General features: G+C 72.9%; 24 protein-coding genes. 12 read left to right on the forward strand and 12 right to left on the reverse strand.

Translation table 11 applies throughout. From position 1 onward, the window contains the following. The first annotated feature begins 85 nt into the window (after positions 1–85). Both ACIGXX_RS21915 and ACIGXX_RS21920 read left to right on the forward strand, forming a co-directional pair. Positions 86–991 carry an NAD(P)-dependent oxidoreductase gene (locus ACIGXX_RS21915; RefSeq protein ID WP_399977876.1) on the forward strand — a complete coding sequence of 302 codons (906 nt, stop codon included), beginning with the start codon at positions 86–88 and terminating at the stop codon, positions 989–991. A 233-nt stretch (positions 992–1224) separates the two neighbouring features. After that, the gene (locus ACIGXX_RS21920; RefSeq protein WP_361463808.1) at positions 1225–3084 is read left to right on the forward strand and encodes an FUSC family protein; all 1860 of its coding nucleotides are present in this window, start codon (positions 1225–1227) and stop codon (positions 3082–3084) included. Positions 3085–3105: 21 nt separating this feature from the next. Here the strand turns inward: ACIGXX_RS21920 and ACIGXX_RS21925 are convergent, their stop codons facing one another. Together ACIGXX_RS21925 and ACIGXX_RS21930 are read right to left on the reverse strand one after the other, a co-directional pair. Then, positions 3106–3591: a DUF3574 domain-containing protein gene (locus tag ACIGXX_RS21925; protein ID WP_351162146.1), complete on the reverse strand. Its 486-nt coding sequence runs from the start codon at positions 3589–3591 to the stop codon at positions 3106–3108. Positions 3592–3840: 249 nt separating this feature from the next. Further along, on the reverse strand, positions 3841–4356 hold the full coding sequence (locus tag ACIGXX_RS21930; protein ID WP_383819636.1) for a winged helix-turn-helix transcriptional regulator: 516 nt from the start codon (positions 4354–4356) through the stop codon (positions 3841–3843). 63 nt (positions 4357–4419) lie between these two features. Between ACIGXX_RS21930 and ACIGXX_RS21935 the strand changes: the two genes are divergently transcribed. Beyond that, positions 4420–4908, forward strand: a complete 489-nt coding sequence (locus ACIGXX_RS21935; protein WP_351162142.1) for a nuclear transport factor 2 family protein — start codon at positions 4420–4422, stop codon at positions 4906–4908. A gap of 76 nt (positions 4909–4984) precedes the next feature. On the opposite strand, the gene ACIGXX_RS21940 is transcribed toward ACIGXX_RS21935, so the two are convergent. Further along, entirely contained in the window at positions 4985–5941 is a 957-nt protein-coding gene (locus tag ACIGXX_RS21940) for an endonuclease/exonuclease/phosphatase family protein (protein WP_399977881.1), read from the reverse strand. A gap of 106 nt (positions 5942–6047) precedes the next feature. Here ACIGXX_RS21940 and ACIGXX_RS21945 point away from each other — a divergent pair, with 106 nt between their 5' ends. The 3 genes from ACIGXX_RS21945 (at position 6048) to ACIGXX_RS21955 (ending at position 8576) form a co-directional block, all read left to right on the forward strand. Beyond that, the gene (locus ACIGXX_RS21945; RefSeq protein ID WP_399977884.1) at positions 6048–7409 is read left to right on the forward strand and encodes an amidohydrolase; all 1362 of its coding nucleotides are present in this window, start codon (positions 6048–6050) and stop codon (positions 7407–7409) included. 154 nt (positions 7410–7563) lie between these two features. Then, the gene (locus ACIGXX_RS21950) at positions 7564–8253 is read left to right on the forward strand and encodes a DUF899 domain-containing protein (RefSeq protein WP_361463618.1); all 690 of its coding nucleotides are present in this window, start codon (positions 7564–7566) and stop codon (positions 8251–8253) included. 116 nt (positions 8254–8369) lie between these two features. After that, entirely contained in the window at positions 8370–8576 is a 207-nt protein-coding gene (locus ACIGXX_RS21955; protein ID WP_351162134.1) for a hypothetical protein, read from the forward strand. 56 nt (positions 8577–8632) lie between these two features. Here the strand turns inward: ACIGXX_RS21955 and ACIGXX_RS21960 are convergent, their stop codons facing one another. Further along, positions 8633–10453: an ABC transporter ATP-binding protein gene (locus ACIGXX_RS21960; RefSeq protein WP_351162512.1), complete on the reverse strand. Its 1821-nt coding sequence runs from the start codon at positions 10451–10453 to the stop codon at positions 8633–8635. Between the two features lie 290 nt (positions 10454–10743). Here ACIGXX_RS21960 and ACIGXX_RS21965 point away from each other — a divergent pair, with 290 nt between their 5' ends. The 3 genes from ACIGXX_RS21965 to ACIGXX_RS21975 are packed head-to-tail and all read left to right on the forward strand — an operon-like array spanning position 10744 to position 13904. After that, positions 10744–11748, forward strand: coding sequence for a thiamine pyrophosphate-dependent dehydrogenase E1 component subunit alpha (locus tag ACIGXX_RS21965; RefSeq protein WP_399977889.1), 1005 nt, complete (start codon positions 10744–10746; stop codon positions 11746–11748). Positions 11749–11760: 12 nt separating this feature from the next. Then, positions 11761–12774 carry an alpha-ketoacid dehydrogenase subunit beta gene (locus ACIGXX_RS21970; RefSeq protein WP_351162130.1) on the forward strand — a complete coding sequence of 338 codons (1014 nt, stop codon included), beginning with the start codon at positions 11761–11763 and terminating at the stop codon, positions 12772–12774. Then, entirely contained in the window at positions 12771–13904 is a 1134-nt protein-coding gene (locus ACIGXX_RS21975) for an acetoin dehydrogenase dihydrolipoyllysine-residue acetyltransferase subunit (protein WP_399977893.1), read from the forward strand. The genes ACIGXX_RS21970 and ACIGXX_RS21975 overlap by 4 nt, the downstream gene beginning before the upstream one ends. Positions 13905–14046: 142 nt before the next feature. Here ACIGXX_RS21975 and ACIGXX_RS21980 read toward each other — a convergent pair whose 3' ends face one another. Both ACIGXX_RS21980 and ACIGXX_RS21985 read right to left on the reverse strand, forming a co-directional pair. Further along, complete coding sequence (locus tag ACIGXX_RS21980; RefSeq protein WP_351162126.1) at positions 14047–14499, reverse strand: hypothetical protein; 453 nt, start codon at positions 14497–14499, stop codon at positions 14047–14049. Positions 14500–14550: 51 nt separating this feature from the next. Continuing rightward, complete coding sequence (locus ACIGXX_RS21985) at positions 14551–14919, reverse strand: ATP-binding protein (RefSeq protein ID WP_351162124.1); 369 nt, start codon at positions 14917–14919, stop codon at positions 14551–14553. Positions 14920–15182: 263 nt separating this feature from the next. On the opposite strand from ACIGXX_RS21985, the gene ACIGXX_RS21990 reads away from it, so the two are divergent. Further along, positions 15183–16043 carry a helix-turn-helix transcriptional regulator gene (locus ACIGXX_RS21990; RefSeq protein ID WP_351162122.1) on the forward strand — a complete coding sequence of 287 codons (861 nt, stop codon included), beginning with the start codon at positions 15183–15185 and terminating at the stop codon, positions 16041–16043. A 93-nt stretch (positions 16044–16136) separates the two neighbouring features. Then, the gene (locus ACIGXX_RS21995; protein WP_351162510.1) at positions 16137–16352 is read left to right on the forward strand and encodes a DUF397 domain-containing protein; all 216 of its coding nucleotides are present in this window, start codon (positions 16137–16139) and stop codon (positions 16350–16352) included. A gap of 67 nt (positions 16353–16419) precedes the next feature. Here the strand turns inward: ACIGXX_RS21995 and ACIGXX_RS22000 are convergent, their stop codons facing one another. The 6 genes from ACIGXX_RS22000 to ACIGXX_RS22025 form a co-directional block, all read right to left on the reverse strand. Continuing rightward, on the reverse strand, positions 16420–17154 hold the full coding sequence (locus tag ACIGXX_RS22000; protein ID WP_383819654.1) for a dual specificity protein phosphatase family protein: 735 nt from the start codon (positions 17152–17154) through the stop codon (positions 16420–16422). A gap of 164 nt (positions 17155–17318) precedes the next feature. After that, on the reverse strand, positions 17319–18248 hold the full coding sequence (locus ACIGXX_RS22005) for a hypothetical protein (RefSeq protein WP_399977898.1): 930 nt from the start codon (positions 18246–18248) through the stop codon (positions 17319–17321). Then, positions 18245–20401 carry a PEP/pyruvate-binding domain-containing protein gene (locus ACIGXX_RS22010; RefSeq protein WP_399977901.1) on the reverse strand — a complete coding sequence of 719 codons (2157 nt, stop codon included), beginning with the start codon at positions 20399–20401 and terminating at the stop codon, positions 18245–18247. The genes ACIGXX_RS22005 and ACIGXX_RS22010 overlap by 4 nt, the downstream gene beginning before the upstream one ends. Positions 20402–20658: 257 nt before the next feature. Further along, positions 20659–22149 carry a glutamate synthase subunit beta gene (locus ACIGXX_RS22015; protein WP_399977904.1) on the reverse strand — a complete coding sequence of 497 codons (1491 nt, stop codon included), beginning with the start codon at positions 22147–22149 and terminating at the stop codon, positions 20659–20661. A 176-nt stretch (positions 22150–22325) separates the two neighbouring features. Then, positions 22326–22805: an anthrone oxygenase family protein gene (locus ACIGXX_RS22020; RefSeq protein WP_351162112.1), complete on the reverse strand. Its 480-nt coding sequence runs from the start codon at positions 22803–22805 to the stop codon at positions 22326–22328. A 688-nt stretch (positions 22806–23493) separates the two neighbouring features. Next, complete coding sequence (locus ACIGXX_RS22025) at positions 23494–24192, reverse strand: DUF2293 domain-containing protein (RefSeq protein WP_399977908.1); 699 nt, start codon at positions 24190–24192, stop codon at positions 23494–23496. 204 nt (positions 24193–24396) lie between these two features. Here ACIGXX_RS22025 and ACIGXX_RS22030 point away from each other — a divergent pair, with 204 nt between their 5' ends. Beyond that, the gene (locus ACIGXX_RS22030) at positions 24397–25029 is read left to right on the forward strand and encodes a uridine kinase (protein WP_399977911.1); all 633 of its coding nucleotides are present in this window, start codon (positions 24397–24399) and stop codon (positions 25027–25029) included. Positions 25030–25126: the final 97 nt, after the last annotated feature.

The following is a 25126-nucleotide window of genomic DNA, read 5'->3' on the forward strand; positions in this document are numbered from 1 at the left end:
CAAAATTGTAGGTACTTGTCGGAATTTCCGTGAAGACCCAGCATGGATCACGCCCCCGATCGCCCCCTTCGGACCGGAGTGACTGATGTCTGCACACGCCTCTGCACACACCTCAACCCCCGTGACCCTCATAGGGCTTGGCTCGATGGGGCGCGCGCTGGCCGGCGCGTACCTCGATGCCGGGCATCCAGCCACCGTGTGGAACCGCAGCCCCGAGAGAGCCGCCCCGCTCGTCGACCAGGGAGCGGTTCACCAGCCGGATATCGCGGCAGCCGTGGCCGCGAGTCCGCTGGTCGTCGCCTGCCTCTCGACGTACGACGCCACGATGCGGAGCCTGGAATCGGCCTCCGCCGCGCTGGCCGGACGTACTCTCGTGACGCTCAACAGCGGAACCCCGGCCGGGGCCCGTGAGACGGCCGCCTGGGCCGCCGCGCGCGGTGCCCGGTTCCTCGACGGAGCGGTGAAGAACGTACCCGCGGCCGTGGGGAAGCCGGACACGCTCCTCTACTACAGCGGTGACAGGGCCGTCTTCGACGAGTACGCGGCGACCCTGCGCGTCCTGGGCGGCGACACCGTCCACCTCGGCACCGACGTGGACCTCGCCGCGCTCTACGAGTCAGCCGTGGGCGCCACCCTGCTCCCCGCCCTCCTCGGCTTCTTCGAGGGCGCCGCGCTCATCACGGCCCGCGGCCTGGAAGCGCGCACGATGGTGCGGTACAGCGTCAAATGGCTGGAGATGATCGCCGCCATCCTGCCCGGCCTGGCGGCGGAGATCGACTCCGGCGACTACACCGAGCCCGCCTCCTCGGTCGGTCTCTTCCACGACGCGATCGGATACGAGGACCAGACGGGCACGGAGGCGGGCATCGACCTCTCCTGGCACGAGCCCATGAACGACCTGCTGCGCCGCGCGGTCGCCGAAGGCCACCGTGACCACAGCATCTCCGCCCTGGTCGAGGTGCTCAGGAAGCAGCCGGGGCGGGTCGCCTGATCCGCAGGGCATCCGGAGACCACCGCAGACCAGCCGGAGACGGACCACCGCAGACCAGCCGCTGACCATCCGTCGGCCACCGACCGTGGCGTCCGCGAGATCGTCACATCACGGAAATACTTACGTCCCTTTCTCACCAGGAACACCGTTTACGGTTGATCACAAGCCCAGGCCGAAGTCGTCCGGCGGCACGTACCCGTCCCGACGACGACAGGAACACGGTGAGCCCGGTGATCCCGCGCCCGACGTCCGCTTCTCTTCCGCCTTGGCTCGGCCATGCCCTGCGTACGCAGCGTGGGCCCGTGCCGTGGCACTCCGTGGTGCGGGGTGCGCTGGCCGCGGGGCCGGTGCTGTGCGCGGGCGTGGTCGCCGGGCGCGCTTCCGTGGGGGTGGTGGCCGCGCTCGGGGCCATGCTGGCCGGGATCAACGACCGGCCCGGGAGCCGTCGGGCCGCCGTGCGGCGGCTCGGGGTGCCCGCGCTCGCGGGAGCGGGCGGGCTCGTCATCGGGGCGTACGTCGGTGAGCGGGTCGGCGGGGTGTCGTATCCGCTGCCCCTCCTGTTCGCCCTGCTCGGACTTCTCGCCGGTGCCTTCAGCGCCGTCGGGCCCGTCGCCTCGGCCGCCGGCACGCAGTTGCTCGTCGCCGCAGCCATCGGGGCCGGCATGCCGTTGCCCGAGCCCGGCTGGCAGCGTGCGCTGTTCTTCCTCGCCGGTGCCGGGTGGCTGATCGTGCTGCGGCTCGTGCTGCCCTCACCGGCGCCCGGCAAGGGGTGGACCGGTGCCGCCTCGGCCGCGGGAGCCAGTCGGCCCTACCGCCTGGACGGCGAGCGCGCCGCCGTGTCCGCCGTCTACGAAGCCGTCGCCTCGCTGCTCGACTCCGCCGGTACTCCGCACTCCACCGCCCGCCGCGCCGCCCTCACCGCCGCGCTCGACCAGGCGCAGGACGCCCTCACCGGGCCGCGCCTGCGACGGCATGCCAGTTCGGCCGCCGAGCGGCGGCTGCACGCGCAGTACCTCGCGGCCCTGCCGCTCGGTGAGGCGGCGACCGCGCTCGCCTGGGCCGGTGAGCCGCTCCCGGCGCGTACGGGGGAGGGGCCGCGCCGCCTCGCCGCCGCCGTCCGCGACGGCGTTCCCTGCGGGCCGCTGCCCGCGCCCGCCCGCTCCGGCGCCGGGCTCCGCGCCCTCGACGACGCGCTGCTGCACGCCGCCGAGGCCTTCGACAGCGGCACCGCAAGGCCCCCGCACGGCCGCGGGCACGGCCCCGTCGACGTACTGCGCACGGTGGCGGGGCCCGGCGGGCGCGAGTACGGCGTGCGGGTCGCGCTCTGCTTCGGGGCGAGCACCGCCGTCGCGCAGGCCCTGCACCACCCGCACTGGTACTGGCTGCCCGCCACCGCCGTCTTCCTGGTCAAGCCCGACCTCGGGCCGCTGGTGTCGCGCGTCCTGTGCCGCGCACTCGGCACCGTCCTGGGCGCCGTCCTCTTCGCGGGGCTCGCCGCCCTGCTGCCACGGCCCGCCGGGCTCGTCGCCGTCGTCGCCGTGTGCGGCGCGCTGATCCCCGTCGCCACCCGGCACTTCGCCGCCCAGACCGCCGTCGTCACCGTCCTGGTCCTCGCCCTCGTCATGGTGGGCGGGGAGCCGCAGGCCTCCTGGGGGCGGATCGGCGAGACCCTGCTCGCCTGCGGGATCGTCCTGCTCGTCGGGCACCTGCCGTGGCCGGCGCAGCGCGGCGGCCGCGTGCAGGACCGGCTGTCGGCCGCCCGCGCGTCCGCGCACGCGTATCTGCGCCACGTCCTGAGCGGCGCGGGCGAGGGCGGGCCCGCGGGCGCCGACCACCGCGCCGCCCGCTGGGCCCTGCGCCGCGAGGCCTACCGGACGCTGGCCGAGGCCCGCGCCGCGATCGACCTGGCGGCCGCCGAACTCCCGACCCTGGCACGGCACTCCGAGGGCTCGGAGAAGGTGGCGGCCACCCTCGAACGCCTCGTCGACACCACCACCGCCTGCGCGGTGCACGTGGACGACACGGGGCGCCTGCCGCGGCGGCACGCGGAGCGCCTCGACGCGCTGCTAGCGGAGCTCACCACGGTGGCGTGACCCCGGTCGGCCGACCCGGCGTCAGAAGTCCACGCGCAGCCGGTCGTCGAGCCGCGCCACCGAGTCCTGCGCGTACTTCTTCACGTAGTCCTCGCGGATCTCCTCGACCAGGGCGTCGCGCTTGGGCGCCTGCTTCGTCGGATACAGCAGGATCAGCTCGTACGAACGCTCACGCTCGATCTTGCCGTTCGAGTCCCGCCACTGGCCGCGGCCGTCCTGCACGGTGAGCCCGTCGGGGAACGACGGCGTCACCTCCTTGTCGATGAACTCCATGAACTGCTTGTCGGTCACATCGGGCCCGCCGTCGGGGCGTTCGGTCCCGAAGAAGAGCCGGGTCTCGGTGTAGGCCTCGCCGCGGGACACCTGCGACGTGGTGGTCGGGCCGGACGGGCGCGTGTCGGTGTCGAGCGAGGCGTACGCGGCCGGGGCGCCGACGGCGAGGACCGTGGCGGCGGCAGCGGTCACGGCGAGACGGGTGCGGGAGATGCGGGAGAGGGTGAGGGCCATGGGGGGTCCCTTTCTGGTTCTCGAGGTTCTACAGCTGTGCGGATCCCTGATCTACAGCTCTGCGGATCTCTGAGTACGTTGATCCATAACGGGCGCAGACGGTAGCGGACACGCCACGCTCCCCGCCCTCTCCCGCCCGGCCGCACGGCTGGATATCTCTCCCTGCCCGTAGGCCGCCGTCCTCCCTACCGGCACACAACTCTCATACGTTTCCCAGGACTTGACCGGAGCGGTGGAGGGGACGGCCGCTTAGGGGGCCGAAGCGGGCCGAGGTGCGCCCAGCACCGTGTGCACCAGCGCCGTGCCCGGTGCCGTCCGCCCGCCGGGCCCCGGCGTGTGCGTCACCGTCTCCGGGGTCAGCTCCCCGCCGCAGTGCGCGCACGTCACCCGGGGCTCGGCCGGGTGGCCGCAGGTGTCGTGGACGGGCAGCAGGGGCGGGCCGCCGCCTTCGGGGCGGTGGCGGTCGCCCCAGGTCATGAGGGTCAGGACGGTGCCGTAGAGGTCCCGGCCCGCGGGGGTCAGGACGTACTCGTGGCGTACCGGACGCTCCTGGTACGCCCGGCGCTCCACGATGCCCTCGGCGGTCAGGTGGTCGAGGCGGTCCGCCAGGATGTTCGTCGCGATGCCGAGGTCGCCGCGGAGGTCCTCGTAGCGGTTCAGGCCCAGGAACAGGTCGCGCAGGATCAGCACTGTCCACTGGTCGGCCGTCACGGCCGCCGCGCGGGCCACCGAGCAGTGCATCCGGGCAAAGCGTTCGCCTCTCATGGCGCCCACGGTACTCGCTTGTTGTTTGCAAGTGACCAGCCTAGGGTGGCAGGTGATGGTCCCTTGCGAAATGCAAGCTACTCGGTCACGGTCACGGCCACTGGAGGCGCCCCGATGTACCACGCCATCGTCCGCAGCAAGGTCCGAGCCCTCTGGCGCACCACCGGCGACGGCAGCGGCAACTACCACCCCGCCGTCGCCATGGCAGCCCCCGACCTGCGGTTCCGCTTCATCGGAGACACCATCCTGGGCGCCGAACTGCGTGGCCGCGAAGCCTTCGCCGACTGGTTCGAGAAGGCCGGCCGGTGCTTCCCCGGCATGCGGCTCAGCCTCGTCGACGTGGTCGTCAAGGGCTGGCCCTGGAACACCACCGTCGTCGTCCGGCTGCGTATCGAGGCGACCCTCGCGGACGGCAGCGCGTACGAGAACGAGGGCATCCAGTGGGTCAAGATCCGCTGGGGACGGATGGTCGAGGACACGGTCCTGGAGGACACGCTGCGGCTCCAGCAGGCCTGGCGGCGCCAGGAAGCGGCGATGGCGGCGAAGGGCTGAAGCACTGCTGGGATGAAGCACTGATGGGATGAAGCTCCGCCGGGACGAAGCACCGCCGGGAAGGGAACGGGCGAGGCTAGCGCTCGATCCGTATCCACACCGGAGCGTGGTCCGAGCCCGTCGCGTTCCTGCGCTCCGCCGGGTCCCCGTCCCCGACGGACGGCAGCGCGGTCGCCGTCGCGCCCGGCATGCCCGTGCCCGCCGCCTTGACCAGGTTCAGGAAGCCGCGGCTCACCAGGACGTGGTCGATCAGCTCGCGGCGCCCCGCGTGGATGCGGGAGTAGCGCTGCTCGGCGGGGATGAGCGGGGCGACGTTCCACAGCCGGTGCGCGTCGCCCCTGTCCGGCTGGTCGAATCCGGGGGTGCCGATCTCGGAGCCGGGCGGGCCGAGCAGGATCTGGGTCGTCGCCGCCGACACCTCGTCGTTCAGGTCGCCAAGGACCACCACGTCGTGGTGGCGGCCGTCGCCCTTCAGGAGCCGGTCGGCCAGCGAGCGCACCAGCGTCGCCTCGGCCGCGCGCCGGTAGAGCGCGTACGCCCCGAAGCGGGCCCGCTCGCCCTCGTTTCGCGGCTGGAACCGGCCGCCGGGATACGAGAGCAGCTTCGACTTCAGATGGCAGACGGCCGCGTCGAAGAAGAAGGCGCGCGTCGTCACCGTCACCGCGAGCGCCCCGCGCCCCGCCTGCGCCACGGGCTCGCCCGTGTCGCTGACCTGCACCGGACGCAGCGGCGCGGGGAAGGGGGTCTCGTCGGCCACGACGAACACCGGCAGCTGACTGAGGAAGCCGACGCGGATGCCGCGCTCGTCCGTGTGCTCCGAGAGCGTGGTGTGCCAGGTGCCCTCCAGCATCCCGGCCAGATCGGTGAGGGCCTCGGGGTCGCCGACCTCCTGCACGCCGAGCACGCTCGGGTTCAGCGCCCTGATCGTCGCCGCGAGCGAGGCCAGCTTCGCCTCGTACGCGGCCTTGTCCTTGGGCCCGAACCTGCCGCCGGGCCGGTAGAGGTTCTCCAGGTTCCACGTGCCGACGAGCATGACGGGCTCCAACTGGTCGCGAGCGGTCGGTGGGTTGACGACAGGGTGCTCGCGAAACGGGCGACGCGACAGGGCACGGGATGCGCACTCCCCGTACCGTGAAGAGATGACGCCGCATCCCGCGCACGGCCCCGCCGATCTCGTCATCACGGGCTGCACGGCCCTCGTCCACGACGAAGGAGGTCAGATCGGATTCCTCGACGACGCGGCCGTCGTCGTACGCGGCGGTGTCATCGACGCCGTCACCACCACCCCGGCCGTGGCCGGACTCCAGGCCGCCGAGCACATCGACGCACGCGGCCAGGCGGCCCTGCCGGGCCTGATCAACTGCCATACGCACACCCCGATGGTGGCGCTGCGCGGCCTCGCCGAGGATCTGCCGGCGCACGAGTGGTTCAACGACTGGATCTGGCCCATCGAGTCCAATCTGACCGGGCGCGTCGTCGGGCTCGGTGCGCGGCTCGCCTGCGCCGAGATGATCCGGGGCGGCGTGACGACCTTCGCCGACCACTACTTCTCGATGGACACCGTGGCCGCCGCCGTCGCGGAGAGCGGCCTGCGCGCCAACCTCGGAGCGGCCTTCTTCTCCTCGCAGGGGCCCGAGGGCCGCGCCGCCTCGCTGGAGTTCGCGCTGCGGCAGCGGGGCGCCGCCGACGGCCGCATCACCACCTCGCTCGCCCCGCACGCGCCGTACACGGTCGACGACGCTGACCTCGCCGCGACCGCCGAACTCGCCCGCGAACACGGCCTGATGGTCCATCTGCACGCCGCCGAGAACCGCGCCCAGACCGACAACAGCCTGGAGCGCCACGGCCGCACCCCCATCGAGATCCTGCACCGCACCGGACTCCTCGACGTCGACGTCCTCATCGCGCACGGCACCGGCATCCTCGACCGCGACCTGCCCGTGCTGCGGCAGGCCGCGGGCCGCGTCGCCGTGGCGTCCGCGCCCCGCGGCTACCTCAAGTTCGGCTGGGACACCACGCCCGTGCGCGCCCTGCGCGAGATCGGCGTCCCCGTCGGCCTCGCCACGGACGGCGCCGCGTCGAACAACACCCTGGACGTGTGGGAGTCCATGGCGCTCACCGCCCTCGTGCAGAAGTCCACGCAGCGCGATCCGGCCTGGCTGACCGCGCGCCAGGCCCTGGACCACGCCACGCTGCAGAGCGCGCGGGCCGTCGGCCTGGGCGACGAGATCGGCAGCCTCGCGCCGGGCCGCCGCGCCGACATCGTCCTCGTCGACCTCGCGGGGCCGCACACCCAGCCGGTGCACGACCTCGCGGCCACCCTCGTGCACAGCGCGCGCTCGGCGGACGTCACCACGACGATCGTCGACGGACGGGTCCTGATGCGCGACCGCCGGCTCCTGACCCTCGATGTGCCGGAGATCGTGCGGGAGTTGGGTGCCGAATTGCCCGCGCTGATCGACCGCAGCCACGGCAAGCGCATCCAGGACTACGAGGGCTGAGGACCGGGAGCGCAGGACCGGGAGCGCCCGGGGCGGCGTTCCGGATTCTTTTGAAGATTCTTCGCCCAGACCGATGAGTTCCGGCGATTGCGCAGGTCACCCCTCGCAGAAGTACGGATCCGAGGGGCGGGTCCGCAGGAGGGACTGAGGGACCATGGGACTTCCCGGCATCGTCACGCGCGAGGAGTGGCTCGCCGCGCGCAAGGAACTGCTCGCCAAGGAGAAGGCGGAGACCCGGGCGCGTGACGCGCTCAACGCCGAGCGGCGTCGGCTTCCGATGGTCGAGATCGACAAGGAGTATCTGTTCGACGGTTCCGACGGCAAGGCGACCTTGTTCGACCTCTTCGACGGAGACGCCCAACTGATCGTCTACCACTTCATGTTCGCCCCGGACTGGGAAGCGGGCTGCCGCAGCTGCTCGGCCTTCCTCGACCAGATCGGGCACCTGGCCCACCTGCGGGCCCGCAGCACGAACTTCATCGCCGTCTCGCGCGCGCCGTTCACCAAGATCCTGCCCTTCAAGGCGCGGATGGGCTGGACGGTGCCGTGGTACTCCTCGAACGACAGCGACTTCAACCGTGACTTCGACGCCACCGTCGGCGAGGGCGACGACTCCTTCGAGCAGCCCGGCCTCAGCTGCTTCCTGCGCGACGGCGACCGCGTCTTCCACACGTACTCGACGTACGCACGCGGCCTCGACTGGGTGGGTTCGTACTCCAGCCTCTTCGACCTCACCGCGCTCGGCCGCCAGGAGGAGTGGGAGGAGCCGAAGGGCAGGGCGACCGGGCTCGGGGCGCCGGCCGGCAGTCCGCGAGTGCGCTACCACGACGAGTACGAGATGTGACGAACCGGCACAACCAGGTGTCAGGTCCGTCACGTTGCGAGTCCTTTTGGCCCCTCGGCGCGTTCTACTCCGAAAGAGTCCGTGAGGACTGCCAACGGGGGAGCAGAAGGACAATCATGAACAACCGAGTGGTTCTGGAACGCTTTCCGGCCGGTGGGCCGCGAGGATCGTGGCCCGCGGAGGAGTTCGCGCGCGCACGCCGCATGGAGGGGCAGCAGGCCGAGGTCGTGATGGACCTCGCCTCCGACGCCTTCCTGGTGATCGTGCGCGAGACGGAGGCGAGCACGGTGACCGACATCAGCGAGGTGGCCGCCGCCGCGTAGGCCGCCCGAGCGCGCCCCTCAGCGCTCGAGGCGCCCCTCCGCGTTCGGCGCGCCCCTCAGCGCTCGGCGTGTCCGTTCGGGGAGGGGATCTTCGCCGTGAACTGGTCGGCCTGCAGCGCGTACAGCTCCGCGTAGACACCACCCGTGCGCAGGAGCTCGTCCGGAGTGCCCGACTCCACCAGGCGCCCGCCGTCCAGGACATGGACCAGGTCCGCGTGGCGCACCGACGCCAGGCGGTGGGTGATGAGGATGACGGTCTGGCCCGTCCCTGCCAGGGCCCTGATCTTCTCGAAGACCTCCAGCTCGGCGCGGGCGTCGAGCGCCGCCGTCGGCTCGTCCACGATGAGGATGCTGCCGCGCCGGTACGCGGCGCGTGCGATGCCCAGCCGCTGCCACTGACCGCCCGACAGCTCGTGCCCGCCGGTGAACGCGCGGGCCAGCAGCGTGTCGAGCCCGCGCGGCAGGTCGGCCACGACGTCCCCGGCACCGGCCTCACCGACCGAGGCGCCGATCCGGTCGTCCGTGAGCGGCACCGACGACCGGCCGATCGCGATGTTCACGCGCGCCGTGAACGGCCAGCGCTTGAAGTCCTGCGCCACCATCGCGATGCGCTCCGCCAGTTGCTGCCGGTCCGCGGTGGCCGCGTCGACGTCGTCCCACAGGATGCGGCCGTCCTTCGGCGGGTACAGCCCGGCGAGCAGCTTCACCAGCGTGGTCTTGCCGGAGCCGTTCTCACCCACGAGGGCGACGATCTTCCCGGTGGGCAGGGTGAGGGAGACGTCGCTGAGCGCGTCCCTGCCCGAGGCCCCCGGATAGCGGAAGGTGACGTTCTCGAACCGTATCTCCCGTGGATCGGGCGGCAGTTCGGCCCCGCCCACGGGGATCGCTCGCTGCGCCGCCTCCACGAAGAGTCGCTCCAGGTCGCCGACGAACAGGGCGTCCTCGTGCAGGGAGTTGACCTCAAGGACCAGCGTGTCGAGATTGGACGCGCCGGTGCGGATCGCGATGACGGCGGTGCCCGCGACGGACAGCGCCATCGCCCCGGCGAGCAGCAGCCCGCCGAGCGTCGCGTACGTCGCCACGGTGGCGACACCCGTCCACGCCGCCGCGATCAGACCCGTCCGCGCCGCGAGCCGGGCCAGCCGCGCCTGCTCCTCCTCCGCCGCCTCCGACATGGACCGGAAGTGCCGCAGCAGGAAGGGCCCCACCCCGTGCACCCGGATCTCCGGGGCCGCCCGCGCCTCGGTGAGCAGGCTGCCGATGAGGCGTCCCGCGCGGGCGTGCTGCACCCAGGCGTGGAAGGAGATGTAGCGGCGCCGGGCGATCGTCAGGGCGCTCCACGCGCTCGGCAGGGTCATGGTCACCAGGAGCGGGAGCAGCGCCGGGTGCAGGACGGTGAGGACGCCCGCCGCCGCGATCAGGGAGATCAGCGCGTTCACCACGCGCGTGGAGATGCCGATCATGCGGCGGGCGGACGCGGCGCCGTACTGCGCGGTGTCGAGCAGTTTGTGGAACGCGTCGTCCTCGATGGCCGACAGCTCCACCGCCGCGGACCGCTCCAAGTACTGCTCGGTGGCGACGCGTTCGACCTTCGGTTCGAGGCGTCCCGTCGCGTACGTCGACGCGGCGCGCAGCAGCGCGGCGACGAACAGGACGGACGCCACCGTCACCAGGGCGGGGGCCGCGCCGCGCAGCCGGTCGGCCACCGGGGCGTCCGTCATCAGGCGCCCGAGGATGCTGTTGACCGCGAGCAGGCTCACGGCCTGGGCGAGCCCGCGGCCCACCTCGGCGCCGATGACGATGCGCGCGGCGCGCCGGTCGGCCTGCCAGGCGAGCCGGAAGCTGGCGGAGAGGAGCGCGGGCAGGCGCTTGAGCATGGGCAGGAAGCCCAGCTGCAGGACGGCCTCCTCGTGCTGGGCCCAGCCGGTGTCGTACCGCAGGGGTCCGCCGAAGAGCAGCTTCTCGGACTCCGAAGTGCCGCTCGGTACGCGTGAGTTGTCTTGTTTCCGGGTGTTGCTCTGCTTGTCGTTCGTCTGCTTCTCCTCAGTCGATTGCGTACGTCCTGTGCGGGCTTGCAACCCCGGGCAACCCTTGCCGGTCGGCCCAGGCCGCAGTGCCATACCCCATGCACGCAACTCCGCACCCGCGCAGGCAAAGGAGTTCTTCCGTGACCGACACTCTCCGGACACCTCAAGTCCCTGATGAGCACGGCCTGGACGGCCCCGCACTCCTTGACGCGTACCGCACGATGCGTACGATCCGTGACTTCGAGGAGCGGCTCCACGCGGAGTTCGCCACCGGCGACATTCCCGGCTTCGTCCACCTGTACGCAGGTGAGGAGGCCTCCGCCACCGGGGTGTGCGCCCATCTCGACGACGACCGCGACGTCATCGCCTCCACGCACCGGGGCCACGGCCACTGCATCGCCAAGCACGTCGACGTGAAGTCGATGATGGCCGAGATCTACGGGCGCACGACCGGGGCGTGTCGCGGCAAGGGAGGCTCCATGCACATCGCCGACCTCTCCAAGGGCATGCTCGGCGCCAACGGCATCGTCGGCGGCGGGCCGCCCCTGATCTGCGGCGCCGCGCTCGCCGCGAAGGTGCGCGGGGACGGCGGCGTCGGCGTGGCCTTCTTCGGTGACGGCGGCAGCAACCAGGGCACCACCCTCGAATCCCTGAACCTCGCCTCCGTGTGGCAGCTGCCCGCCGTCTTCGTCGCCGAGAACAACGGCTACGCGGAGGCCACTTCGGCCGAGTGGTCCGTGGGCGGCGGCTCCATCGCGGCCCGCGCCGCGGCCTTCGGGATGCCCGGGGTCACGGTCGACGGCTTCGACTTCTTCGCCGTGCACCGGGCGGTGGGCGAGGCGGTCGAGCGGGCGCGTACCGGTGGCGGTCCCACCCTCATCGAGGTCCAACTGACCCGCTACTACGGGCACTTCGAGGGCGACCAGCAGACGTACCGGGCGGACGAGGTGCGCCACGCCCGCGCCGAACTCGACTGCATCGAACGCTTCCGGGAGCAGGTGGCCGGCCACCTCACGGCGGCGCAGCTCGACGCGGTCGACGCCGAGGTCGCCCGGCTGATCGACGAGGCCGTGGCGCAGGCTCGGGCGGCGCCGCCGCCGACCGCCGCGGACCTGGAGACCGACGTCTACATCTCGTACCTCTGAGGGGAGCCGACCGTGGCACGCAGCATCAGCTATCGCGAGGCGCTGGGCGAAGCCCTTGCGCAGGAGATGGAGCGCGACCCCTCGGTCGTCGTCATGGGCGAGGACAACGCGGGCGGCGCGGGCGCGCCCGGCGAATCCGATGCCTGGGGCGGGGTGTTGGGCGTGACGAAGGGGCTCCATCCGCGCTTCCCCGGACGGGTCCTGGACACCCCGATCTCGGAGTCCGCGTTCATCGGCGCGGCGATCGGCGCCGCGACACGCGGCCTGCGGCCGGTCGCCGAGCTCATGTTCATCGACTTCATGGGGGTGTGCTTCGACCAGATCTTCAACCAGGCGGCGAAGTTCCGGTACATGTTCGGCGGCAAGGCCGTCACTCCCGTCGTCATCCGGACGATGTACGGGGCCGGTCTGCGGGCGGCGGCCCAGCACTCGCAGGCCATGTACCCGGCGTTCACGGCCGTGCCAGGACTGAAGGTCGTCCTGCCGTCGTCGCCGTACGACGCGAAGGGTCTGCTGATCCAGGCGATCAGGGACGACGACCCGGTGATCTTCTGCGAGCACAAGGCGATGTACGACGAGGTGGGCGAGGTCCCCGCCGAGAGCTACACGATCCCCTTCGGCGAGGCGGGCATCGTGCGCGAGGGCCGGGACGTGACGATCGTGGCGCTGGGCCGCATGGTGGCCGTCGCCTGCGAGGCGGCGGACGGTCTGGCCGCGTCCGGGACGAGCTGCGAGGTCGTCGACCCCCGCACCACGAGCCCGCTGGACGCCGAGACGATCATCGAGAGCGTCACGGCGACCGGGCGCCTGGTGGTGGTCGACGAGGCGGGACCGCGCTGCGGCATGGCGGCCGACATCTCGGCGCTCGTCGCGCGCGAGGCGTTCGGGGCGCTGCGGGCGCCGATCGGGACGGTGACCGCGCCGCACACGCCGGTGCCGTTCAGTCCGGCGCTCGAAGACCTCTATATGCCGGACGCCGCGCGGGTCGCCGCCGCGGTCACGTCGGTCGTCGACTGGAAGCCGTGAGGAAGCCCGTGAGGATGCCGTTCGTCGAGCGGGTCACCATGCCCAAGTGGGGCCTGTCCATGCAGACCGGAAAGATCACCGAGTGGATCGCGCGGGAGGGCGACGAGGTCGAGGAGGGCGACGATCTCGCCGAGATAGACACGGACAAGATCGCGGGCACGCTGGAGGCGCCGCGCGGCGGTGTCCTGCGGCGGATCGTCGCGGAGGCGGGCGGTGAGGCGCCCGTCGGCTGTGTCATCGCGGTCATCGCCGGGCCGGAGGTCCCGGAGGCGGAGATCGAGCGGGTGGCCGCCGAGGCACGGGAGCAGCTGGCGCGCGGGGTTCCCGCGGAGGACGAGGGCAGCCCGGTGAGCGGCATCGCGGAGGTGGACGGCAGGGCGCTGGCGTACGCGACGTCGGGCGGCGGCGCGGAGGAGGTCGTCCTGGTGCACGGGTACGGCGGCGACAAGAACTCCTGGCTCTTCGTGCAGGAGCCGCTCGCGGCCCGGCACACCGTGTACGCGCTCGACCTGCCCGGTCACGGAGAGTCGGCCAAGGAGGTGGGGGACGGCAGCCTGGCCTCCCTCGCGACGGTGGTCACGGGCTTCCTCGACGCGCTCGGCATCGAGCGGGCGCACCTGGTGGGGCATTCGCTGGGCGGTGCGGTGGTCACGGCGGTGGCGGCGGGAATCCCCGACCGGGTCCGCTCCCTGACGCTGATCGCGCCCGCCGGGTACGGCCCGGATGTGGACGCCGCCTACCTGCGGGGCTTCGCGGAGGCCGGGAACCGGCGCGCACTCCGCCCGCACCTGGGCAAGCTGTTCGCCGACGAGGGGCTCGTGACGCGGCAGCTGGTCGACGACCTCCTGAAGTACAAGCGCCTGGACGGCGTCGACGCGGCGCTGCGCACGCTCCTGCCGACACTGGTGGCCCCGGGCGGCGGGGCGGCCCTGGACGTGGCGTCCCTGCTCCCGGACGGCGTACGGACGATCGCGCTGTGGGGAGCGGCGGATCAGGTGATCCCGGCGTCGAACGCGGCGGCCCTGGAGGGGAGGGCCGCCGTCCGGGTGATCGAGGGGGTGGGTCACATGGCGCAGATGGAGGCGCCGGGAGAGGTCGTCGCCGCGGTGGAGGCCGCGGTGGCGGGCTGAGGGGGCCGGGGCGGTGCCTGCGGGAGGGTGCCGCCCCGGGGCCTGGATCTCCGGCCCGTCCGGCGTACGAGGACGGACTCGGCGGAGCCGGTGATGAGGGCGGCCAGGGGAGAAGACCCGCCCGGAGGCTGGGCCCCGGGGCCTAGGCCCGCACGGCCCGGGACCAGGCCGGGGTCGCCCCCGCGGCTCCGCACCACGCCAGATACAGCGGAATCGGCGGCGTATAGGGAACCTCGCCCCCGGAGGGGCTGTGGATCAACGAGGGAGCGTGCCGGGCGCCCGGCACCACGGCTCCCGAGGCGTAATACGCGGGGGAGGGCCATTCGAGGGAGACGTCCGAGTCCGCGGGCACGATCCACCACCACCGTGCCGCGTCCACGTCCTCGTACACACACCCCACACGAGGCAACCGCGCCATCAGCCGAGGGCCGAACCGCGCGGGCACCGAGACCGCGTCACACCCCAGGGGCTGCGACATCCCGGCCGGGACGGCGAGCCGCGTGAGCGGCGGTGGGGAGGCGGCGGCCGACCGCCTCCGTTCGAGGCGGACCAGCGTGTCCAGATCCAACAGCCGCCGCACCGTCACCGCGCTCACACGCCCCCTGCCCACGTCGTTCCCACGCCCGCACCCGCACCCTCGGTCACATCACGCCCGCAGTTCCGCCCATACGGTGAGGCCGACCCCGGGACCCTCGTCCCGCACACCCCACGCGTTGCTCACCGCCTCGACGAGAAGCAATCCCCTCCCGTGCTCATCGTCTGCGTCTGGCCCCTCCTGGGCGGGCCGCGGGACACCTGATCCATATCCGTCGTCACGCACAGCTATGCGCAGCGTCCCGGGCCGGGTGCAGAGTTCGCAGACGATCCGGTGGCTCGCGGTGTGCACGATCGCGTTCGTGACCAGCTCGGACACCACGAGGGCCGCGGCGTCGCGGGCGTCCTCGCCGATGTCCCAGCCCAGCAGCTGGGCCTTGGCCAGCCGTCTCGCCTGCGCGGCGGAGCCCGGCCGTGGCACCAGCGCGAAGCTGACGCAGAGCTCGGAACCGCCATCGGCCCACAGGTCGGCGGTAACGCCAACAGAGGCTTCGGCGGCAGCTGTGTGTAACGGCGCGGGCGGAGTCACGCCATCCACTATCGCCCCGCCGGGAACACCTTGGCAAGACCCACTCTGAAAAGTGCACAGTGGCGTGTTCCTTCGAGACGGCACATGGCACACTGCTCGCAACGGCTCCAGGTGCGGAGTGAATTGGCATTACATGGAGTACGTGGAGGTAGGACGTGAGCGAACCGCGGTCCGCGCCGACCGTCGGCCAGGTCGTCCTAGGCCGTCGTTTGCAGGACCTGCGTGAGCGCGCCGGCCTCAAACGAGAGGAGGCGGCGCGGATTCTTCGCGTCGCCCCCGCCACGGTCCGCCGCATGGAGATGGCAGAGGTCGCGCTCAAGATCCCGTATCTCCAGCTCCTCCTGAAGTCCTACGGCGTCGCCGACGACGAGGCCGACGCCTTCGTGACCCTCGCCGAGGAGGCGAACAAGCCGGGCTGGTGGCAGCGGTTCCACGACATCCTGCCGGGCTGGTTCAGCATGTACGTCAGCCTGGAGGGCGCCGCGAGCCTCATCAGGTCCTACGAGCCGCACTTCGTCCCCGGTCTGCTGCAGACCGAGGAGTACGCACGCGGCGTGATGCGCTCCGGCGCGATCGGCCAGACCCGTCCCGAGGACATCGAGCGGTACGTGGCGCTGCGGATGGAGCGTCAGTCGCTGCTCACCCGCGAGGACGCGCCACGGCTCTGGGTCGTGATGGACGAGACCGCCCTGCGCAGGCCCGTGGGCGGCCCCGACGTGATGCGCGAGCAGATCGACAAGCTGCTCGAAGCCGTCGAACTTCCCCATGTGACGTTGCAGGTCGCGCCGTTCGCGGCGGGTCCGCACCCGGGCACGTACGGACCGTTCGTGCTCTTCCGCTTCGCCATGGCGGAGCTGCCGGACATGGTCTACAGCGAGTACCTGACCGGCGCCGTCTACCTGGACGCGCGCACCGAGGTGGCAACCCACCTCGAGGTCATGGACCGCATGGCGGCCCAGGCCGCGACGGCACATCGCACAAAGGAGATCCTCCGGGACCTCCGCAAGGAGCTGTGAATGGATCGACACCGAGCCGGTACGCGACCCGGGTCAAAGCCCGGAGCCGGGTTCCGCCCCGAGTCCCGGGACGACTCCCGGATATACAACGGCATGCCCGCCCGTGAACTCGGCAGCGAGGGCTGGCACAAGCCGTGGAGCGGCGGCAACGGCGGCAACTGCCTGGAGGCCATGAAGCTGGCCGACGGCCGGGTCGCGGTCCGCCAGTCGGCGGATCCGGACGGCCCGGCGCTGATCTACACGCACGGCGAGATCACCGCGTTCATCCAGGGAGCGAAGGCGGGGGAAGCCGACTTCCTGCTGTCGTGAGGCCCCGGCGACTTCGTGCGCCCTTTGTGAGCGTCCTTTGTGAGCCGCTGTCCGTGTGGGCAGGGGCTCACAGCCACGACCACATCCTGCGCGGCGCGTCCACCAGACGGCTGACCGCGACGACGGGCATCGGCGGCTGCTGCGCCCGGTCGCGCCCCAGGCGCAGCGCGTAGTAGATCTGCTCGACCGAGGGCGGCCCGACCGCGAGATTGCGCCGGGCCGCCGACTGCGACGACCCCTGGCCGGTGTGCACGAGATACGCGGCCGCCATCGCGCCCGTACGTCCCACACCCGCGCCGCAGTGCACGAACACCGGGCCCGGCGCGGCGCGCACCACGGACAGGAAGCGGCGCACCTGGGAGGGCGTCGGCGTCTGCCCGTCGCGGATCGGCATCCGTACGACGTCGAGTCCGGCGCGATGCGGATGGCCGAGCTGGGACGCGCTCAGACGCTCGGCGCGCAGATCGACCACGGTGGCGAAGTCCAGCTCCGCCAGGCGGCGATAGCCCTCCGGCGAGGGTGCGGCGCCCCGCCACACCTGACCCGTGGTGTCCACGGGGCGGAAGTGGTGGATGCCGGGAGCGTCGACGGCGCTCGTGGGGGCGCTGGTGGTGCTCCGTGCCCAGCCGGAGAGCGCGAGGATGCCGAAGGTGCCGGTCGCCCAGAGCGCGAGATAGCCGAGCAGGCAGCCCGCGAGGACACGCAGGCAGACGCGACGCAGGCGACGGCCGCGGGAGAGCGGCGGGGGAGCGGATGCTGTGGGGGAGTCAGTCGGTGACGGTGCGGTCAGGGGAGCCGTCATGGGGGACCAAGGGTCGGGGACATGGCGTATCCGGAAGAGTAACGCGCCGTGGGTAAAGGCGAGTTGAGATCCATCCGGGCTTACTCGGGTCTAGTCGCTACGGGTCTGCTCGTTGCTCGATACCCGTCTACTCGGGTGTACCCGGCGCGGCGCGCCCGTACCACTCAGTCGTCGTCCGGGTCCGTGTCGCCGATGCCCATCACCGTCAGATGGGCCTTGTCCAGACCCGTGTCCTCCAGGCAGCCGCGCAGCCGCATGCGGTCGTGGTCGGTGAGGGCGGGGCGGACGACCCCCGCGTACATGTCGTCGCCCAGCGGCCCGAGCGCGGCGTGACGCAGCGGGACGGAGGTGGAGTCGCGGCAGCGTTCCCAGAGTTGACGCACCGCCAGGGAGCGGCGCTCCGGTGTGGCGTCCTGGCCGCGCATGTCGATGCGCAGGAGCACGGAGGTGGCAGCCGCGTCGTTCTCGTGGTCCTCGCGGGTCTGGGTGAGCTCGGCCAGACCGACGACCACAGCGGCGAGCAGGGCGGCGCCGACGGCCCCCGCGGCCACGGCCCGCCCCGTCCCGCGCAGGTCGCGCCGGGCGGCCACCGGGGGCAGGTCCTCCAGGTCGGTGTCCGGCGGCGGCGCCGCGAGAACGGCGAGGCGCCCGGCGAGCCGCTGTTCGGCGGCGGGGCGCGCGGTGGCGGACGCGACGCGCTGGACCAGCCAGGCGAGGCCGGAGAGGAGCACGCCGGTCACCATGAGGACGGGCACGAAGACGTACGTGTGTCCGGCGGGGTCGTCGTCCAGCCAGCGGAAACGGGCTGCTCCCGTGATGGGTGCCGGCCGTCCGGGTTTCTCGGGCGTCGCGTACGCGTCCTGGCGCAGCCGCGCCAGGACGTCCTTCTGGCGCCGGTCGGCGTCCCGCAGCCGTTCCTCGACGCGGGCGATGCGGCCGAGGAGCGCGCCGCCGAGCAGCAGGATCTCGACGACCAGGAGCAACACCCCGCAGAGGATGGCCCGTTGCCACTGCCACCGGTAGAGGTAGACGACCAGATAGACGGCGGCGCCCGCGGCGGCGGCTCCGCCGAACACGTACGCCAGACGCTTCATCGCGGCACCTCGGACGGGGCTTCTGGATGTACGTCGCCGGTCGTGCCGTCGAGCGTGAGGCGGGACCCTGTCGGGAAGCGCCGTACCGCGTCCGCGGCGCCGACGACCGTGGGCAGGCCGAACTCCCGTGCCAGCACGGCCAGATGGGAGAGCGGGCTGCCGGTCTGGGCGATCAGTCCCGTGAGTCCGGGCAGCAGGGGCGCGAGCGCGGGGTCGAGGGTGCGCACCACGAGCACCGCTTCGGGCGGCCGTGCCCCCGTGCCGTCCCACACCGTTCCGGCGGCCCGCCCGCCGGACACCCCGTGGCCACCGTCCGCGGCGCGCCGGGCGTGCCGTTCCGCGACGACCACACCGCCCTCCGCGAGCCGGAACGCGTCGGGCAGCTGGGCGGACACCGCTCGTGGCAGCCGCTCCCCGACGTCTCCGGGCAGCCGTCCGCCCGCGAGCGCGTCCATCAGCTCCGGCCACCGCAGCAGCCCGACCCGTCCGGCCGCGCCGAGCTCGCCCCGCACCCGGAGCCGCCGCGCCGCGTCCCGCACCAGGCGCACCTGCAACTCCTGCACCCAGCGGATGCGCAGCCGCAGGGCTTCCCGTGGCGGGAGGCCGGATGCGCCGGAGCGGGTGGTCGCCGAGGCCGGGTCCGGGGCCGATGTGCGGGCGGGCAGTTGGATCCGCCCCTCCAGGCGCGGCGGGACCAGCGCGAGCACCGCCGGGTGCGCCGTCACCACGCGGTCGTCCGGAAGTCCGCGGGCCCGCCCATCGGCGAGCTCGGTCAGCGCGGCGCCCGCCGCCGTGGCCGTACGCGGCTCGGGGAGCAGGGCGCCGCACAGGGCCTCCTGGGCGTGCAGGGAGACGAGGGCGGCGCGGGTCCAGCGGAGCGTGGCGGTGAGGGTGGCGGGCGGGAGCTCGGCGGGCGGCGCCGTACCGGCCAGGCGGCGGTCGATGTCCGCGGTGAGGTCCAGGGCGAGGCCGGGGAGCGCCGTGGTCAGCCGGCCGAGCCGCCAGGCCGCGGCGAGGCGGCGTGCGCCGGGTGCCGGGTTGAGCAGCGCCAGCCAGGGGTGCCGGGGCGGGACGGCGCCGAGGAGACGCAGGTCCGCCGCCGCGCGCCCGCCGACCACCGTGACGACGGGGGTCGTGCGCAGCGTACGGCGTGCCGCTCCCGCGCCGATGTCCAGGGCGGCGGCGAGCCCGCGCGCCATCGGGGCGACCCACAAGTCCTCTTCCAGCGGCAGGAGTTGACCTGGCAGTGTCTCCGCGACCGGCCCCGGCCCGAGCAGCCGGGCGCCGCGTCGTGGCCGGGCGGCCATCGCCGTGATCGGCCGGCTCTGGAAGAGCCAGAGGCGACCGTCGCCGTCGAAGCCGAACTCGATGTCCTGCGGCCCGCCGAACACCTTCCGGGCGCGTCGGGCGAGGTGGGCGAGGCGGCGCAGTTCGCCGGGCCCCAACAGCCGCTCTTCAGGCGAGGGTTCGGTGTGCAAGAGACGTCCGCGCCGGTTCAGGACGTAGTTCGTGCCCGGCTGCGTGCCGCTGACGAGGGTGTCGGGCCCGCCCCGCACCGCGCTCACGAGCATCCGGTCGAGCCGCCCCTCGACGGGGTCGGCGCCGAACAGCACACCGCCGACGCGCGCGGCGAGCATCGGCTGGACGAGGACGGCCATGGCGGCGGTGGTCCCGTCGGAGGGCCGGTGTGCCGACCGCAGGACGGCGGAGACCGCCGTACGGAATTCGTCCCATCCGCGCACATCGAGAACGGAGGTGAACTGCCCGGCCAGGGAGGACTCTTCGGTGTCCTCCTGGGGCGATGAGGAGCGGACGACGAGAGGTGCCGAGCCGTCCGCCGAGAGATCGCGCCAGGCGCGGCGCAGGGCGTCGACGGAGCCGGGATCGTCGGGGGAGCCGTAGGAGCCGTCCGTGTCGTGCGGGACGACGAAGCCGGGCAGTACGGGAAGCCCGGCGCGGGCGGCGCGCGCGAGATGCGCGGCCTTGGAGCCGGTGAGGCGGGGGAGCGCGGCGCGCGGGTCGTCCAGGGGAACGAGCGGGAGGCCCGTGTCGCCGTGCCTGCCGCCGTTCGTGGTGCCGAAACCGTCGCAACCGTCGCAACCGTCGAAGCCGTCGAAGTCGTCGAATGCGGGGCGTTCATTGAGTGTCGTCATCAAGCACCCTCCAGGACCGGCCGCCAACAGGGGGGACGCGCGGAGGTGGCCCTGCGCCTGACGGCGGAACGAAGGATCGAGCCAGGGCGGCGTACGGGGCCGGATCAGTGCCCCGGCAACGCCGTGCCTTCTGGTCCAACGTACCCATTGAGGGGCCAATTCCCCGAGCCCGTAACGGCGTTGGCAACAGATGCTGACCATGGCCGGACGCGTCGTGCCGGTCGGGCGGGCTCACACGGTCAAGTCACACGGTCGCCTCACACCGTCATCGGCCGGTCGTACGGGCCGATCGGCGCCGCCAGCTGGGTCGCGCCCGTCAGCCGGCGGTCCACCGCGGCGGCGGCCGCGCGGCCCTCGGCGATGGCCCACACGATCAGTGACTGGCCGCGCGCCGCGTCGCCCGCGGCGAACACGCCCGGCACGTTCGTCGCGAAGTCCGCGTCGCGGGCGAGGGTGCCGCGGTCCTCGACGTCCAGGCCGAGCTGGTCGATCAGGCCGCCCGGCGTACGGTCCGGACCGGAGAAGCCGAGCGCGAGGAGGACGAGGTCGGCGGGGAGCTCGCGTGCGGTGCCGGGGCGCGGTCGGCGGTCGGCGTCGACCTCGGTCAGCTGCAGGGCACGCACCCGGCCTGCCGAATCGCCGGTGAAGCGGAGGGTGGACGCGGCGAACAGGCGCGCGTCGGCGTCCGCGGCGGGAGCGGTGCGCAGCTCGCCGGCCTCCTCGTGCGCGACGGAGAGGCGGTAGACCTTCGGATACGTCGGCCAGGGCTCGGCCAGCTCGTCGCGTACGTCGCCCGGCCGCTCGTATATGTCCAACTGCGTGACGGATGTGGCCCCTTCGCGCACCGCCGTGCCCAGGCAGTCCGCTCCGGTGTCCCCGCCGCCGACGATCACGACGTGCTTGCCCGCGGCGGACAGCGGAGAGGTGTCGAGGTCGCCCTCGCACACGCGGTTGGCCAGCGGGAGATACTCCATGGCCTGCTGGATGCCGCTCAACTCCCGCCCTGGTACGTCGAGTTCGCGCCAGGCGGTGGCGCCGACGGCGAGCACCACCGCGTCGTGCCGGGCCCGCAGCTCCAGGGCGCCGATGTCACTGCCGATCGCCACGGACGTCCGGAAGACCGTGCCCTCGTCCCGCATCTGCGCGAGCCGCCGCTCCAGGTGGTGCTTCTCCATCTTGAACGCGGGGATTCCGTAGCGCAGGAGCCCGCCCGCGCGGTCGTCGCGCTCGTACACGACGACGGTGTGCCCGGCGCGCGTCAGCTGCTGCGCGGCGGCGAGTCCGGCCGGTCCGGAGCCTACGACGGCGACGGTCTTCCCGGAGTGCCGGTCCGGGGCGCGGGGCGGGTTGAGGCCGTCCGCCCAGGAACGGTCGGCGATGGCCACCTCGACGTTCTTGATGGTCACCGCGGGCTGGTTGATCGCGAGGACGCAGCCTGCCTCGCAGGGGGCGGGGCAGAGGCGGCCGGTGAACTCGGGGAAGTTGTTCGTGGCGTGCAGCCGTTCGGCCGCGGCGCGCCAGTCGGCGCGCGAGACGAGTTCGTTCCACTCGGGGATCAGATTGCCGAGCGGGCAGGCGTCGTGGCAGAAGGGGATGCCGCAGTCCATGCAGCGGTCGGCCTGCCGCTCGACGATGGGCAGCAGCGCGCCGGGGACGTACACCTCGTCCCAGTCCTTGATCCGGTCGCCGACGGACCGGCGCGGCCATTCCTGGCGGCTGGTGGTGAGGAAGCCTCTGGGGTCGGCCATGGCCGTCTCCCTCGCGTGCCTTCTCGCGTGCTTCGCGGGCTTTCGGCCCACTGTACGACGGGTGGGCGGGGGCGGCACGTGGGCTTGGGGTGGGGCGGCGCGGGGGCGCGGGGGTGCCGGGAGGGGGGATTACGTCGGGGGCGGGGTTCGGCCAGGCCAGGCCAGGTCAGGTCAGGTCAGGTCAGGGCGAGGATGAAGGAGGCCGAGGCGGCCAGTGAGGCTCCGACCCGGACGTGGTTCCACATGGTCCATTCGCCGACGTACGTACGCCAGCGGTCCGCGTTCTCCGGCGCCTGCGCGTCGAGCTTGGCGAGGGCGTCGTTGCGCGGGACGTTCGCGACGATGGTCACCCCGAACGAGCCGAACAGATACAGCGCGCAGCCCAGCAGCAGCTCGACGGTGCCGTCCTCGGGCCAGAGCACGAAGGTGACGACGGCGACGACGGCACTGAGGCCGGCGGCGCCCATGAACACGGCCATGAACCCGGCGGTGAGCGCCTTGACGTTGATCGACTGCATGGCTGCGATGCCTTGCGCGGGGGGCAGCGCGGCCAAGGCGGGCATCACGAACGTCGAGAACGCGACGAACGCTCCGGCGACCATGCCGGTGGCGAGCGCGCCGAGTACGACGAGCACGAAGTATGGTCCCTCGATCATGGCAACTCCCGCGTTGGGTAAGGCAGCCGTCAGGTGAGTGAGCCGCAGTGATCCTCCATGGCGCGGCCCTGCACCACAAGTGAATTGCCCTTACCGGGTGGGGGGCCATGCGTGGGGCGCGCGGGCCCATACGCGGGAGTCTGTCCCGCCCCTGCCCGGGGCGAACCCTTCCGCTTTCCGCGGCCGGTGGCCTGGCTCTGCGTGGGCGGGTTCCTCCGCTTTCCGCCGTCGGGCGCCGCACCCGTCCCGCCGCTTCGCGACGGATGCGCTCCCCGCCACCCGCCCGATTTCCCTGTGTCGAGGCGTGCGCGAACGGGCGGGGCGCCCCTGCCTGGCAGGGGTGTTCGCTGGCGGTGTTGCCTGTTGGTTCTGTCCCGCCGCTTCCCGCCGCTTCCCGCCGCTTCCCGCCGCTTCGCGCGGCTGGTCGGGGCGGTTGCCTCTGGCCCGGTGCTTCGCAGCGGGTTGTCTCCGCCCGCCCACCCGTTTGGGCTGCGGGGTAATCGAGTGGGTGGGCGGGAAGTATCCGGCGCGAAGCGCCGGGACAGGTTGCCGTCGACGCAAGGTGAAGCCGCGACCCAGGCGCAGACCACGGAGCAAGGAGAGGCGGGGGCGAGGCAAGACCCCGGTGAGGTGGGCGCACCAGCCGCACCAGCCGCACCAACCGCCCCGCAGGCCCCGGCCAGAACCCTCAGCCCGCAACCCCCTCCCGCCCGGGCCCCCGCCAGCCCCGCAGCACCGACTCCACCGCCGGGGCGATCCGGCGGCGCGCCTCGCCGCGCGGGACTCCGCTCATGAGGAGCCGGTCGTACGGCGTATCCGTGTGCCGGACGGCGGCCACCACCGCCGCCGTCACCGCGGTGGCGGACAAGGCGCGCCCCGCCGCGCTGCGCCCCACCCGCCCGCTGCCCCGCACGGACGCGTGCGCGGCGATCGCGCGGGACCGCTCCTCGGGGCACCCGGGAAAGAGACGGCGTATCTCGTCCGCGAAGGCCGCGGTGAAGCGGACGTCCTGCGCGGCCCGCCGCACGGCGTCCCGCGCCCGGCGGCGCGCCCGCGCCTCCGCGTCCGCGAGGCAGCGCTCCTCGGCCCGTGCGAGCGCCGCCTCCTCGACGAGTACGCCCTGGCGTTCGTACCGGCCCTGGCGCCGGTTGAAGCGGACGACCACCGCAGAGAGCCCGCTCCCCTCGCGGGCCCGACGCGTCAGCGCGGTGTCGCCGCGTGGCAGGAAGACGAGATGGCCCAGGTCGGCGCAGTCCAGACAGTGCGGCTCGGCGTCCTCGACGACCAGGAGGGGGAGCGGCCCACCGCGGCACTCCACGCAATGGCGGCGCTTCAGGGGCTGGATGGCGAGAAGTCTGCCTCGGGCGAGGGGAGTTGGTGCTGCCATAAGGGGTTCATTCCCCGGCCGGAGGACGCGTACCGCCGCGGGGGAGGGGGCAGGGGCCCCCGGGTCATGGTGCGACTCCCCGAAGCGGGGGAGTGGGCAGGAGCCCCGGGGCCGTGATGCGACTCCATGGTCGACTCCCATGGTTCGACTCCCATGGTGCGACTCCCCGAACCCGCAGCGGGAGCGCCCTGCATCATGGGACACGTGCGACTCGAAGCGATCACCTGGGACCGGCTCACGGACGCCCTCGCCGACCGCCTGCTCGACCTGAAGACGGCCGACGCGGGCCCCTGGCCCCGCGTCGCCTTCGACGGGGCCCCGGCGGGTGAGCCCGGCGAGCTGGCCCGGAGCGTGGCCGGCGCGCTGCGGGTGCGTGGGCGGTCCGCGCTCGTCGTCGGCACGGAAGACTTCCTCCGCCCCGCCTCGCTGCGCCTCGAATACGGGCACGAGGACGTGGAGGCGTACTACAGCGGCTGGTTCGACACCGGCGCGCTCTGGCGCGAGGTCTTCGGCCCGCTCGATCCGGGTGGCACCGGACGGGTGCTGCCCGACCTGTGGGACCCGGCCGCGGACCGCGCGACGCGCAGCCCGTACGTTCAACTCCAGCCCGGCGCGCTGCTGTTGCTGCACGGCCCGTTGCTCCTGGGCCACTGGTTCCCCTTCGACCTGACCGTCCATACGAGCCTCTCGCCGGGCGCCCTGCGGCGACGTACGGCGGAGAGCGAGCGCTGGACGCTGCCCGCCTTCGAGCGGTACGAGGCGGAGACGGACCCCGGTTCGACGGCCGACGTGGTCGTACGCGCGGACGATCCACGGCACCCGGCGTGGAGCGGCTGACGGCATCCGGAGTGGAGCGGCTGATGCCACCCGGCGCAGGCGGCCGGCGGCGCGACGAAGGAGATTGAGCGAACCCCTTTTATATGCACGTGCATGT

Source organism: Streptomyces sp. NPDC055243, from assembly GCF_044544025.1.
In the GTDB taxonomy this organism is placed as follows: Bacteria; Actinomycetota; Actinomycetes; order Streptomycetales; family Streptomycetaceae; genus Streptomyces.